The 14,090-nt window shown below is 34.8% G+C and carries 7 protein-coding genes and 3 pseudogenes; 1 reads left to right on the plus strand and 9 read right to left on the minus strand.

Annotation, left to right across the window (positions count from 1 at the left end):
• Positions 1–23: 23 nt before the first annotated feature.
• The 4 genes from B554_RS18330 to B554_RS0100190 form a co-directional block, all read right to left on the minus strand.
• Complete coding sequence (locus B554_RS18330; protein ID WP_017393740.1) at positions 24–389, minus strand: hypothetical protein; 366 nt, start codon at positions 387–389, stop codon at positions 24–26.
• Position 390: 1 nt separating this feature from the next.
• On the minus strand, positions 391–1,899 hold the full coding sequence (locus tag B554_RS0100175; RefSeq protein WP_019456530.1) for an RHS repeat-associated core domain-containing protein: 1,509 nt from the start codon (positions 1,897–1,899) through the stop codon (positions 391–393).
• A 369-nt stretch (positions 1,900–2,268) separates the two neighbouring features.
• Positions 2,269–2,820, minus strand: a complete 552-nt coding sequence (locus B554_RS0100180; protein ID WP_019456531.1) for a hypothetical protein — start codon at positions 2,818–2,820, stop codon at positions 2,269–2,271.
• A 323-nt stretch (positions 2,821–3,143) separates the two neighbouring features.
• Positions 3,144–3,641: a hypothetical protein gene (locus tag B554_RS0100190; RefSeq protein ID WP_019456533.1), complete on the minus strand. Its 498-nt coding sequence runs from the start codon at positions 3,639–3,641 to the stop codon at positions 3,144–3,146.
• A 146-nt stretch (positions 3,642–3,787) separates the two neighbouring features.
• Between B554_RS0100190 and B554_RS18850 the strand changes: the two are divergent.
• Positions 3,788–3,898, plus strand: a pseudogene (locus tag B554_RS18850) (IS982 family transposase); the annotation flags it as partial.
• Positions 3,899–4,139: 241 nt separating this feature from the next.
• Here the strand turns inward: B554_RS18850 and B554_RS0100200 are convergent.
• From B554_RS0100200 to B554_RS19050, 5 genes and pseudogenes are all read right to left on the minus strand, one after another.
• A pseudogene (locus tag B554_RS0100200) lies at positions 4,140–4,478 on the minus strand (hypothetical protein); the annotation flags it as partial.
• Between the two features lie 257 nt (positions 4,479–4,735).
• The gene (locus B554_RS0100205; RefSeq protein ID WP_019456536.1) at positions 4,736–5,404 is read right to left on the minus strand and encodes a hypothetical protein; all 669 of its coding nucleotides are present in this window, start codon (positions 5,402–5,404) and stop codon (positions 4,736–4,738) included.
• Between the two features lie 12 nt (positions 5,405–5,416).
• Complete coding sequence (locus tag B554_RS0100210; RefSeq protein ID WP_019456537.1) at positions 5,417–10,285, minus strand: RHS repeat-associated core domain-containing protein; 4,869 nt, start codon at positions 10,283–10,285, stop codon at positions 5,417–5,419.
• A 12-nt stretch (positions 10,286–10,297) separates the two neighbouring features.
• Positions 10,298–13,444 (minus strand): type VI secretion system Vgr family protein, encoded by a 3,147-nt coding sequence (locus B554_RS0100215; RefSeq protein ID WP_019456538.1) that lies wholly within the window; start codon positions 13,442–13,444, stop codon positions 10,298–10,300.
• A 454-nt stretch (positions 13,445–13,898) separates the two neighbouring features.
• Positions 13,899–14,090 (minus strand): annotated as a pseudogene (locus tag B554_RS19050) (TetR family transcriptional regulator); the annotation flags it as partial.

Genomic DNA, 14,090 nt, shown 5'->3' on the forward strand with positions numbered 1-14,090 from the left:
GTCAATTTATAATTCTTTTAACATTAAATATCAAATAAAATTTCTTCTAAAATTTCCTTAGATTCTTGATCTAACTCATGGTTGCCATGCAATTTAAGATACTGTTCATTTAATTCTTTTTTATCTACAGAAAAACCAATATTTACAGTATAGATATAAAAATCATACATAACAGATAATGCTTCCAATCTATTTTCTTTATTTGGGTTGTGAATATATATATATATTAAAATATTCCAAATATTAGTTAAAATTTCATTTTCAAATATTTTTTCAGTCAAATAAGGAGAAAATAAATCTGAAATCCCACCTAACTCCTCAAACAAAGATCCTGTATTTAAAGAATTTTCCTTAAGACTCTTTAATTTATCAAGAATATTAAACTCCATATTAGTTTCCTCCTGGGAATACCGTTGGTTTTTTAATAGGGATATGTACATCATTAATTTTAACTGGATCATAACTTGGACTAATAGAGTTAAATATTCCAGGTGGATGATAATTCCCATTTACATCCATACTTTTTTTACCATCCATTACCCTAACTATCCAACCATCCTTTGCATTTGCCCCATCTGGTGCATGATCATCAGGTCCATGTATTCGGACAGTCTGGGTTGTTCCTTTATCTGTTGACCACTTATATTCATATCCATAATCATCAGTTGTACCTGCTGGTGGAGTGAGTTTACGTCTTTTAGCATCTTGAGGAATACTAATTAAATCAGTTCCATCTTCTTTTTTAATTGTATTTCCAATTAATTCACAGGTTAATCCAAGAGGATCAACCCATACTATTGGATTTGGTGCATATGCATATACATTATCTCCACCCAGTAATCCAATCGGGTCTTTGGAAATAAAACGTCCTACATACGGTGAATAATAACGATAACGGTTGTAATGAAGCCCTGTTTCTTGGTCGAAATATTGTCCTTGAAAACGGATATTATTACTGATGATCTCAGAGTCTTCAAAGAAGTTAGATTTAGCTTTTTCAGCTTTACATTCACCCCAAGCCTTATATTCAGCTTTCCATATGACCGCACCAGTATGATCCGTCATTTCTTGTGGTGTACCCAAATGATCACAATGATAGAACCAAAAATCTTTAAAATCTTTTGCAGTTTTGGTTACTTTCCATAATGGGTCACGTTGTAAACTATAAGGCTTATCTGCCCAGTCAGGTGTTTGATGAAGCTCTATTTCTTCTGCATAAACCGCCTGTGCCAGTGGTACAAATGAATCTTTCTCATATATATAATGCTTGGTAATTTGCTCATTCGACTCATAAGCAAGTGTATTGCCATCCCATCCATAAATGATGTTATGCTCACCACCGGTATGATGATGTTTACTTCGCTTTTGAATACGGCGTCCTAATGCATCATAGCGATACTCTGCCGTATATTCAGCATTACGACTTTTAATTAGTCGTCCACAAGCATCCCACTCAAGATATAAATTACCCTTGGTTGATTTCTGGCAAATAAGTTGTCCATAAACATCATATTGGTATTGTTGATCTAGATATTCTTTAACTACGTTATTAACCAAACGATTATAACCATAGCCTGTTTCATCTAGCTTTTGTGAATGGCTTTGAACTTTCTGACTATGATATGAATCTAGAATGTTGCTCGCAGGGTCAAAACTAAACGTTTCTTTACCTAACTTACTGCTAGCCTCAAGCAAACGCCCAACTGGGTCATATTTATAATTGATATTCCCCCTACGCGTATCATTAATTCCTGTTAATTGACCAGTTTTATCGTACTGATATAAACGTTGAATCAACTGCTGGGTTTCTTGAATTGCATTGTTCTGGCTAACTTGTTCATTTGACGGATAACCAAACTCATGACCATTAACAATATTTTGCTGGGTTAAACGTCCCATCGTATCGTAATGTTGTTCTTGGCTAATTCCGTTGGCATAGTGACGTATGATTTCACGGTGTAAATCATCACGCTCAAAGCTAACAAGGTCTTGACCATTCTCTATTAAACTTTGTACATGACCGCTACCATACGAAGCACTATTAATGTTTTAGTATCCTAATAAATTTATTTCAAGTTCAAATTTATTAATAGTATCTACAAATTTTTGCTTACTACGTAGATATAAGTTTTATCAGTATCTCTAACAATATAATTAGACAGGTAGATTTTTTAAGAGCTCACAAATCCCCCTATTAAATATCTTATTTTAAAGTAGTACTTCAAATATATAGAATTACTACTCTTAATTTTGGAATACCCTTATAGCTTAACCATAAAAAATTTCTAAAAAATAGTCTACATCCAATACTACATTTTCTTTTATAAGAATTTTCTTTAGTTCTTCTAAGAAACCTGTCTTATACCCTCCATTTTCACCTCTAGGGTTAGATTCATATAAGTCAATAATTAAATTTTGTACAACATTAATTTGCGAAAAAAAATCAAATAAATTTTTAGCAATGATATGTAACTCATCGCCTGAAATGCATGCTCCTATCTCGCCACTATTATGATTTATGTATACGACATTTACATCATGTTGTGTTAAGAATACTGTAGCATTTTCCCCATCAAATATATTTTCAAACATATATTGAATATTTTCTAACGAATATTTTCCTAAAAAATCATTTATATTTCCTCCTAGATCAATATTAAAATCATTTTCAGGAACACATCTTAAATAGCTTCTAAACAGTTCATCATTAACAGAATTATTCTGCTGAACAAGGAATTTTTCCCCATAAATTATTTCATTACATTTATCAACTTTCTCTAATAATTTTTTAAAACAAACCTTCACTAATTTATCAAGCATTGCATATACCTTTTAACTTACTGTAATTGACAAAAGTTTGCACCCTTAACAGCTTTAGCATTGTACTTTCCAATATGCTCTTTCCTTGCTAATGCTCTCAAGCATTGTTCCAAAATTTCTTTCGATTCAGCTTGTGACAAATTCATAGCTTCAACTTGGTTTAAAATTCCTCCCCAAGTTTTATTCCAATTCTGACCAGTACTCGAACTGTTAGTATAAATACTTGGACATTTAGTATGCTTTTCTTTTGGAAGATTATAATAAAAAGCCTCATTTGTTTAATAATGAGGCTTTATTTACGTCTTGAGAATTACTTCACAATACTATTCATTAGAAAAAACAACCAACCTTCCTTCTGGCAAATGGCCATCCCAACCACAGGGAAACCCATCATTTAAATATACTTCTAGAATATCTTTCCAAATTTTAGGAAAATAATCATTCGCATAACACTGAAAAATAATCTCTATATCTCTATACATTAATTCAGTAAGTATACAAGCTTCCCCATAAACCCATTTTTCTTTAACACCATTAAATTCTTTTTGTTCAAAATCAAAATAATTATTCTGTTTTAACTTGTATTTAATTTTATCACTCCATTCAAAATCATCTGGAAATACGTTGGGCGTATCCGTTACAGTTTCCCACTCATCAAAACTATCAAAGTCATCATTCGTAGCATAATTGATACCAACCTTAGCATCAGTAATGATTTTATAATCTCCACTCATCTGAAATGGTTTATTAAAGAAATTTCCTTGTTCTAAGAATGAAATAAAATCACTAGCCTCTTTAGTCACTTGATCCCAACTTTTCATTTATTTGCCTCTCATATGATTTCTAACTGTATTTTTCCAATCTTTTTCTACACCAGCAGTTCCATTAGGATGTTGATTTCCATAGATAGTCTGCCCACCAGCCTGTAATTGTTTTTTAAGTGCTGCTTGTATAACAGCTAACCTTTTTAGTGACAAGTAAAGTACGTAGTATTTCTGGATTTCTAACGGGGATTTATACATCATTATGTGCATATCAACTCACCCATCGAAATAAGCCAATAATTCAAGTTATGTAACTATCGGCTTAAGTAGGATTCGGGTTAATAGTGAATTAACAATTTAAATAATTAATTCACTATTAAAAAATTATTAATTTTAGTATTCCAAGAAATTCATTTTGAATTTAAATTTATTAACAACATCTACAAATTGTTTGCTCACCACGTAGATATAAGGTTTATCAGTATCTCTAACAACAAAAAAGTCATCTATTACAAGATCATTTTTTATAAAGTCATCTTCATCTAATAAATTATTTTTTCTTTTAATATACATGGCATAAATATCTGCTTCTTGATTTCTTACATAACATTGATAGAAATCACATTCGTCTGCAAGAACTTCCTTCATTTCATTAAAGAATCTTTTTGAAAAAAGTAAAATTCCTGAAGATGAATAATAAAAATCCGTATCCAATATTTCATTCAATTGATCAGAAAAAATATTGTCATAATCTAAATTTATTCTAGGATTTTTCAAAAATTGATTACTTAAGTCAAATTTAAAATAATCAACAATAACTTCATGCTTCCCTTTCAAATCAAAAGAAAAATCTCTATCAATATACTCAGACGGATAAATTGTATAAAAATTCACAAACCTACCTTTAAAAACACCTTATTTAAAAGTAGCACTTCGAAATAAATATATAGAAGTACTACTTATTCTTTGAATAGCACTTACAGTTTAACTGTGTATTTTATAGCCTTACTGGTGTTCAAGTACTAAATTATAGGCCAAACCAACTCATTTATTTCTTCATCACTCAAATACAAAGAATTAAATAAATCATCTGGATCACGCCATTTTTCTATATCTAACAAATATTATTTTTCATATGAGAGAGATATCTACTAAATTGGCCACACAAATTTATTCACCTCATCTTCGCTCAAAAACATAAAACTGAAATCATCAGAATCTCTCCATTGAGCCAAAGTAAGTTCAAAAATATTTATACCTTGATATTTATTTTTTTCAATTTCTTTTTTAACTAACTCACTGATAAAAAAAGTATCTTGGGCAGAATCCATATTATCAATTTTCAATATATCAATATCTAAATCACTTAAAAACTCTGCCTTTTCTAAAACTAAAAAATCATTATCCAATCTATAAGTTGACTTATTTAAATCTAAGACATTTTTAAAATCAAAAATTTTATTAAATCTAAAAATATAATATTTTTTGTTATTTATTTTTTCCAAACTCTCACTCAACACTTCAACCCTTATAAAATCAGAATTAATATATTTTCCAAAAATATTTTTAAAAATTTCATCAACAACATATATATTTTCATTTATATTTCTAATACTTATTTCTATTTTTTTACTTTTTAAGATAAGTACACCTTCGATAGGTAAATCACAGTTTTTACTAGTTTTATAACTATACCACGGTAAAGAACCACATTCGATATTTTGGCTAGCTTGCTCTTTATTCATATATAGAACAGCATCATCCACAAGTGAAATTGGACAAAGACTACTTTGCGTCGCACTTAAAACAAAATACTTCATATTTATTTAATCCTAACTTAATCTGATTGGTTTTGTACCAGGTGTTATTAAAACAAGTCTCATACTTGACTGTAAATTTGCCACTTTATCTCTAGCTTGAGAAGCGGTTATTTTCTTACTTTCAAATTCTCTCTGTATTTGTCCTAACTTTTGATTAATACCTGCAGAATAAATTGGATGTGACCCACAATGATATAATTGGCGCTTCATTTGTTTTGCCTTAGCTTCACTGTCAGGCATTAAAACGCCATTTTCTGCTTTATCTCTATTTCCGCCAATACCAATATCATCTAAAAAATCTTTGCGCTTGGCCCAAATTTCTTCAGGAATAATATGATGAGCTTGTAAATGATCACCTTTTACTCCTCCTAAATTTCTGTTTAAGGTGGTACTACATAATCCCTTACTATCTATCCATGTAATCGGGTTCTTAGCATATACATAAACATTATTACCACCCAACAATCCAATCGGGTCTTTACTGACAAACCTACCTACATATGGGGAATAATATCGATAACGATTGTAATGTAATCCTGTCTCTTCATCAAAATACTGTCCTTGGAAACGGATATTATTTGAAATAATTTCGCTATTTTCGAAGAAATTCGACTTAGCTTTCTCTGTTTTACACTCGCCCCATGCTTTATATTCGGCTTTCCAAATAATTGCACCTGTATGGTCAGTCATTTCTTGCGGTGTGCCTAAATGGTCGCAGTGATAGAACCATACATCATCAAACTCTTTACCCTGTTTGTCAGTCTTCCAAAGCGGGTCACGGTGTATGTGATAAGGTCGATCTGACCAATCTGGAGTTTGGTGCAATTCTATTGGACTTAAATAAACAGCTTGTAGCATCGGTACAAAACTGTCTTTTTCATAGATATAATGCTTGGTCAGTTCCTCTGTAGACTCATAAGCAAGCGTATCACCATCCCATCCATAAATGATGTTCTGTTCTTGACCTGTATGGTGATGCTTACTCCGTTTTTGAATACGTCGACCTAATGCATCATAACGATACTCTGCCGTATATTGGCTATTACGGCTCTTCACCATACGGCCATAGACATCCCATTCAAGGTTTAAATCACCTTGGCTCGTTTTTTGTATTACGAGTTGTCCATAAGCATCATATTGGTATTGTTGATCTAAATATTCTTTAACTACGTTATTAACTAAACGGTTATAACCATAGTCTTTTTCTTCCGTAGTTTGTGAATAGCTTTGAGCCTTGTGACTATGATATGAATCTAAAATGTTACTGGCGGGGTCAAAGTTAAACGTTTCTTTTCCAAGTTTACTGCTCGCTTCAAGTAAACGCCCTACAGGATCGTACTTATAGGCAATATTGCCACGACGTGTATCTCGAATGGCCGTTAGCTCGCCTGTTTTGTCATATTGATAAAGTCGCTGTACCAGTTGACTAGTCTGCTCTAATGCATTGCTGTGCGGCTTATATTGGTTTTGATAGCCATTTTCATGTTCACTCAGCATCATTTGGCTTTTCAAACGACCTGCCAAGTCATATTGCTGTTCTTGACTCACTCCGTTGGCATAGTAACGTGCAATTTCTCGGTGTAAATCATCACGCTCAAAGCTAACAAGGTCTTGACCATTCACTATTAAACTTTGTACATGACCGCTACCATAGGTCAACCAGTCAATAACCTGCCCGTCTGGACGAGTTGTTTTGATTCGATCATTAATTTCGTCATATTGGTGTTTCCAAACCGCGGTTTTATTGATTTTATAATCTTGCTGGTGTTCCCGTACTAAATTGCCAGCTGCATCATAAAACCATTGTAAATTGCTTTGAGCATTCTTAGCTTGAATGATTCGCCCCATATAATCATAGGCAAATTCTTCAGTCTGTTTTTCTTCGAGTTCTAAACCATAGTGACCATAACCCGCAGTACGCTGTTCTAAACGTCCCATACTGTCAAAGATAAATTGTTGAATTCGGTCTTTCGGTGCAGCTCGGTCTTTTAGGTCTTGTCCATAAGCAGATGCAACTTCAATACTGGTTGCAAGTTGACCTGACTTTTCATCGTAATGGTAAACCGTTTCCTTACCATCAAAGTCAATTTCTTTAACGAGTCGGCTTGCGACATCATAGAAGAATTGGTAACTGGCACCATTTTCATTAATGAGTCGGGTGAGACGTCCTAATCGATCCCATTTATATTTTAATTTGTGGTTTAAAGCATCTGTACGAGACAGAATTAAACCCGCCTCATCATATTCATAGCGAGTGATGTTCTGTTTAGGATCTAAATGTGCCAGTAAACGCCCTTCGGCATCATGAATGAAGTGTTCTTCTGCTCCATCAGCATGTTTGATCTTTTCAAGTTGACCAAAAGCATTCAGGGGTAAACCCTTTATAATTGGTTCTCGATTTTCTAAGGTAAATTCAGTATAAAAATACTCAACTTTTTGGTTTAATGCATTTTCAATGCTGATTACACGACCACGCTCATCATATTGCCACTTGGTCTCTTTACCTGAGCAATCTGTATAACTAATTAAATTCCCTTGATCATCATATTTGAGTGACTTACTTCCACCTTTAGCATCTGTAATGGAAGTGACTAAGCCCATAGCATTGTAAGCATAAGCAGTTTCATGCTTAAGTGGATCAATTTCTTTAATCAGGTTTCCAGAACCATCATATTGCTTAAACCAACGTCCCTGTTCGGCATCAACCATACCAGTGAGTTGATTTTCTTCATCATATTCAAAATAACTTGTCGCACCATCATCTTGAGTTGTAGTCAAGACATTACCGCGCTCATCATAAGTGTAAGAAGTTTTCGAACCGTCTTTAGCAATATGGAGCGTTATATTTTTCGCATCATCTCGAAAGAACCACTCTTCAAAATTATCAGGATAAACAATACGGTAAGTGTAGCCATCTATATCGTAGTAATGTTCAGTGCTATTCCCTTCAACATCTAACACTGTCGTTTTTCGGATATTTTTATCCCACTCCAGCTTTGAAGCACGACTAGCATTGTCGGCCCATTCTTCAATGGCTTTTGAAGTAGGTAAAATACCATCCCATTTTAGGTTCATCCCACGATGTGTAAGATCTGTATAACGTGTAATTAAGTGATGGGTATATTGATAATAATAAGAAGCTGCAAACTCATTTGTTGCCTGGATCAAGTCACCTTGTTGATCATAGTCATAACTTGCCAACACACGATCTAATTGGCCATTTTTGATGGTCCAAATATCGGAAACCAAACCTTGAGGAGTTAATTGCAAAGCTAAATGAGCCAGCAGACTCTCGTCCTGTTTAAATAAAATATCCGATAAAATTGTTTTATTATCGATAGAAACATGGTCATAACGTAAAGCGACTTTGAAACCATTTTTACGTTCGATATAGGATAGACGATAGTCCTCACCGTATTTTTCATAATAGCGTTTCTCGTCTTCACCGTAGGCAATTAAATGCAGCTGATCTGATAAAACTGTATAAGTGTATTGTTCAATCGGATCATAAATACTTTGACCCTTCTTTAGGTCAGGCAGATCAATTGCTCGACCATCTAAACCGATGTATTCAAGCCCATTTAAATAGTCTTTATGGTCTTTTTTCTTTGGACTATATTTAAATTTACGAGAAATTTTTGTAGTAAATGGAGTAACCCAACGTGCCCCAAATATAGCATCATCCATCTGGTAAAGGTTTGAAGCATAGGTACGGCCAATACTATCCTGAATTATTCCACCAAGTTGTGCATCAATATGAGTAAAGAACTCGGTACCCATTGCAAAGGTAATTGAACCACCAGTTCCACCCATACAGTTTTTACACTGATTGGCATTGTTCTCTGAATGAGCTTGTTTATTTGATTTGTCAGTCGCAGCCGATGGATGAGTTGCATTGGCCTTTGTCGTTTCTTTAGCCTTAATCTGAGCCTTCTTTTGCCGATGTTTTGCAGCAACCATTCCCATAATGCTAAATAGCCAGCCAATCGTCCATAAAGTATTCGGGTCACTTAAACCATTTACTTTTCCTTGAGCAACTTGACCTAAAGATCTTATTTTTGCACCTAAAGCTAACACTTTGGCTCTTGCTTCATCGGAGACTGCCAAATTGGCTAGGTTGACATACCCTTTACCTACAGTTTTTGCAACGTTCTCGGTAGCATATTTTGCATTATTTACTATACGAGTTCCGTCAAGTTCAAATATTCCTTTTATAACTCCTAAAGACTGTTGACCCGCTCGCTTAAGGTTTGGAAGTCCATTTAAAGAGCCGCTGACTAATTTCTTAAAGCCGTCATCAATAGTTTTTGTTAATAAGACAATCCAGTTACCAACTTCTTTTAGTACCTGATTAAGTAAACTCTGTCCTTTCTTAGCAAAGTTTTCTAAAGTCCCGGCTACATTTTCAGCAATAATGGTAGTTAAAAATACACTTGCGCTGTCTTTAAACCCTGTACTTAAAGCTTTTTTTACTTCTTGAGAAGTTAATGTTTTTTTACCTAATTTTTTTGCTTGTGCTTTAATAATTTGTTCTGATTCATTCTTTACATAAAATAATGCTGGCCGTGCTGCACCACGCACAGAAGGTCCAACCGGTCCCATTGGTACCAATCCAATAACATCGATTCCTAAATTCAACCAATCAAAAATCTCAACTTTATCAATACCTTTATTGAGCATACTTATGATATCAATAATGATATCACCAACAGCAAAGGCGCTTCCTAAAACAGGTACACTTCTACAGATTGTCTCTAATCGGTCAACTGTAACCACACCATTTGTATATTCCCTAAACCATTTATCAACTGCTGATTTCTTTGCTGTTAAATCTTTGGGACTAAAAGTATTTAAAGGAGCAACCACTGAATTTTGTGACATGTTCTTCTCAAATTATACAAACGTTTCAAAAGGTGATCGGATTTCTGTTATTGCTTTTTTGTCAGAGCTTGCTTGAGCCAATCTTCTGAGTGGATTACTCTGCTGACTTGAAGGCATAAAGCTATTTTGACTAACAAATGATTGACTTAACTTAGATCCATCACTCCCTCCTAAAACCTGTTCCATCGCCATTGGTAGCAATGCTTTAGCACCTTGATCTTTGATTTTTTTAACCGATTCAATCTTCTGCTGTACAGATTTAACGTTGCTCGCAATTTGGCTCAACTTTTTAAAGTCATTTTTCAATGTTTCAGTTAACCCTTTACTGCCAGATGCAATACCAATGCTGCCTTCTACATCATTTTGATTTGGCCACTCTACCTTGCGTTTAAAATCACTTGCCTCATCCCAAGGATTACGCGGGTCTGGATCGAACAGAACTTTTACTGAACCTGTTGCCAAACCAGAAACACGAGCGAAACCTTTATCGTCTAACTTTCCTTTAACGACTTTTCCTAACGAATCAGTCACTGTATAGCCAGCACCTTTGACAAATTCTCCATGTACATAATCATGACGTAACTCTAAAACGCCTTGTGCACGTTTTGGTGGTGGTGGCAAACTAGATTGAACACTTGCCGATGCACCGCCTTGGAACACATGCTGTCCAGCATTGACCTGAAATTTCCCGCCAGTTTTCGGAAAAATTCCTGAACCATTTAAGGTAATTTGTGAACTTGCACCAGTAATTACAATTTCTTTAGGACTACTAATTTCAATCCGATCTTCTGTCGAAGAAATGGTAATACCTTTATTAGCAAGCACATCTAAAGCATCTGACTGGGCTTGTATTTCTACCTTGCCTTGTGCTGCTACAGCTTTTAGTCCACTTTGCACTGCAAAGAGACTGAGCCTATTTTGGGCATGTGCAATCACATTCTTTTGAGTACTTATATTGATGCTGTCTCCAGCAATTTGATTAATTTGTGCATCAGCCGAGATATGAATATCTTCAGATGTACTCAAAGCTATACCATCCGGTGAACTTAAAAGCAGTAAAGCTTTTTCAAATTTAGCGATTTGCTGCTGAATTTGTGAGGCAAAATCTTTTAACTGCTCAATCGATTCTATTTCATCAGTTTTCTGGTTTTTAGCGATGTCACTCAGTGCTTTACTATTCGTTTGACTACCCTCAAGTTGCTTTTTCGCAACTTCGGCATCAAGGTGTTCACCTTTGGCATTATCCTGTTTATGAGTGGATACCAATAAACCTTGCCCCGCGCGTAAAGCTCCCCATTGGTCCGTACGCAGTTCAAAACCTTCTCCGCGGTCTTCACTTTCCGCTTTATCTTTAGGATGGCTCAGTTTCCCCAGATTTAACTGGCTTGCACCATGACTGCTTTGAAGTTGGGTACTAATTTGCCCCGGTGTATCATCAAATCTGAGTTGTCCAAAACCACCACCCGACACTTCTTTGGAACGGATACCGCTCAGCTTTTTAGTGTCAGGAAGTTTACCTTTGTTATCAAATTTGGTTGGATGGCGCTGGGCCTCATGAATTCGACCCATTACAAATGGGCGGTCAATATCGCCATTAAAGAAGTCAATAACAACAATTTCACCAATACGCGGTAAAAAACGCGCACCGTAACCTTCTCCAGCCCACGGCGTTAGAACATCAATCCAAGCAGAATCGGTGTCATTATTGTTGGTTCCTGCTCCACCGTCATGGCTATGATCATCACTGCGGGTAAACAGGAAGCGGACTTTAATACGCCCCCATTCATCTACATAGATTTCTTCACCTTCAGGACCCACCACTTTCGCACGTTGTGGATGAGTGGCAGGACTATGAGTTTGCGGGTTATAAGCTGGTGTAGTAGGAATATGACGACGTTGTAAAATCAGTTGATTCGCTTGGCGTTCATCACTGTTCTCGCGGTTTCGTATTGACCAGTTACTTTGCGCCAATAGACCATTAATTTGGTCATTTAAATCTTTAGGTAAATTATTTTGATTAAAGAAGTTTTTAGAAACAATCAAAAAGCTTTTATCTGAGCTTTCATGCTGGTCTATTTCTGGGTGTTCATTTAATTCAAAATAGTAACCCACATAGGCATCGCGGACCGTCGTTTGCGCAATAAAGCGTTTCGCCTGTGCCTCGTAGTAATTGTGGAGGTTCTGGTTTAATCGTTCGACTTGTTGATTTCCAGATTTAGTTACACCATCCTCACCCTTTAAGTCACCAATCCATGCAGGCGCATAGTTCCAAGCTTGCTCTAAGCCAAGTGTAGCATTGTCATATTGTTCGCTATGCTGATGCTTACTTTGAACGCTTCCAATCCCTTCTTCTTGTTCTAATATTTCTGCTTGCCAACGTTGTATATGCATAACGTTGGGTTGAAGAGAACGCTCGGCAGTTAAGCGAGTCATGCTGTCGTATTGTTCGACCGCACTACTACGGTGGTAACGAATCGTTTTACGGTCTAAAGGCTGATACTGGCTATTAGCATCAATCAACCTAAGTTTTTGAGCTTGAATAGATGTATCTGTACTTGGAACAATATGCTGAGCTTCATCAATGAGCCAACTGATATTTTCACTACGAAGTAAGCGTGTGAGGAAGTCCCAATCACTTTCGTTATGTTGCATAACAAAAGGACGAACATCATAAGTTTGTGTTAAACCGCTTAAATCTAAACTTAAACTTGCAGCAAATAGCGGATTTTTAACTTGCCATTCTTTAAAGAGTATTTCCCATATTTCAACCACGCTTTTATTCATAAATACGCGCGAATTGCGGCGATATTTCCATAATGCGGTTGGATCTTCTAAGGTCAGCTTATATAAAGTTAAACTTCCATCTGACTGGCCTTGCTGAGCATGAGTAATAATGCCTGTAATGCGGGTTAATTCACCTCGCTCCGTCACCATATCTACAGCGGCCTGAACACCAATAAAAGATTTTAGTTGAATCGTTGCATTGGTTGATAGGCATAAAAGTTCTGCTTTTAAGCCATCATTGAGTGCATGTACGCCATCAATTCTTTGCAGAAAGACTTGGTCATTCAATATCGGAGACGTAAATTGAATATGAATAGCTCGTTTCTGTGGGCTAATGCCCAAACTGTCTAAAACTTGATGAATACTGTTCAACATCTTTATAGGACTGAATTATATTTAGCGGTATTTTACAAAGCACGTACAGATCTGTCTATTTAATTAATAATTAATTTTACATTTAAATTAAATATTAAAATTTATTCTATTCAACTGAATATAATTCAGCCCTAGCATGATCAAAAGATTTGTTAATTTTGCTATATTAAGCCTCATTTATATAGCATTAATTTTTAAAAATAAGCCAATAAATCAACTATTTAAAAAATGTATAAGCAATGAACAAGCTTATACATTTTATTTGTCAATTTAAAAACAAGAAACAACGTAACATACTGTTATTTATAATATTTTTAAAATTGAAAAATAGATCTACTATTATTGAAAAATACTTCCAAATTACTTTCCATGCAAAGATTCAATTTAAAATAGTTTAGATATTTTAAATTATAATTAGAAACAATTTTTAACATTTCTTAACACTCTTCTAATTTCAAATAAATGACATTAGAAATCGATCAAACAACTGTTCTTTCACATTTGAAATATCTGAGCTTAAAAGCTGAATAATGGCACCATCAATCATATATAAAAATAATTTGGCATCATGAAATGAGGCTTCCCTATTAAGTACTCTGAGATGGCTATAGATTTCATTGGTCAGCCATGTTCTATATTTAATGGC

Source organism: Acinetobacter sp. GG2, from assembly GCF_000292385.1.
Lineage (GTDB): Bacteria > Pseudomonadota > Gammaproteobacteria > Pseudomonadales > Moraxellaceae > Acinetobacter > Acinetobacter seifertii.

Coding starts and splice junctions, on each gene's coding strand:
- B554_RS18330 (WP_017393740.1), bottom strand. CDS start 389: ATGGAGTTTAATATTCTTGATAAATTAAAGAGTCTTAAGGAAAATTCT.
- B554_RS0100175 (WP_019456530.1), bottom strand. CDS start 1,899: ATGGGACGTTTAACCCAGCAAAATATTGTTAATGGTCATGAGTTTGGT.
- B554_RS0100180 (WP_019456531.1), bottom strand. CDS start 2,820: ATGCTTGATAAATTAGTGAAGGTTTGTTTTAAAAAATTATTAGAGAAA.
- B554_RS0100190 (WP_019456533.1), bottom strand. CDS start 3,641: ATGAAAAGTTGGGATCAAGTGACTAAAGAGGCTAGTGATTTTATTTCA.
- B554_RS0100205 (WP_019456536.1), bottom strand. CDS start 5,404: ATGAAGTATTTTGTTTTAAGTGCGACGCAAAGTAGTCTTTGTCCAATT.
- B554_RS0100210 (WP_019456537.1), bottom strand. CDS start 10,285: ATGTCACAAAATTCAGTGGTTGCTCCTTTAAATACTTTTAGTCCCAAA.
- B554_RS0100215 (WP_019456538.1), bottom strand. CDS start 13,444: ATGTTGAACAGTATTCATCAAGTTTTAGACAGTTTGGGCATTAGCCCA.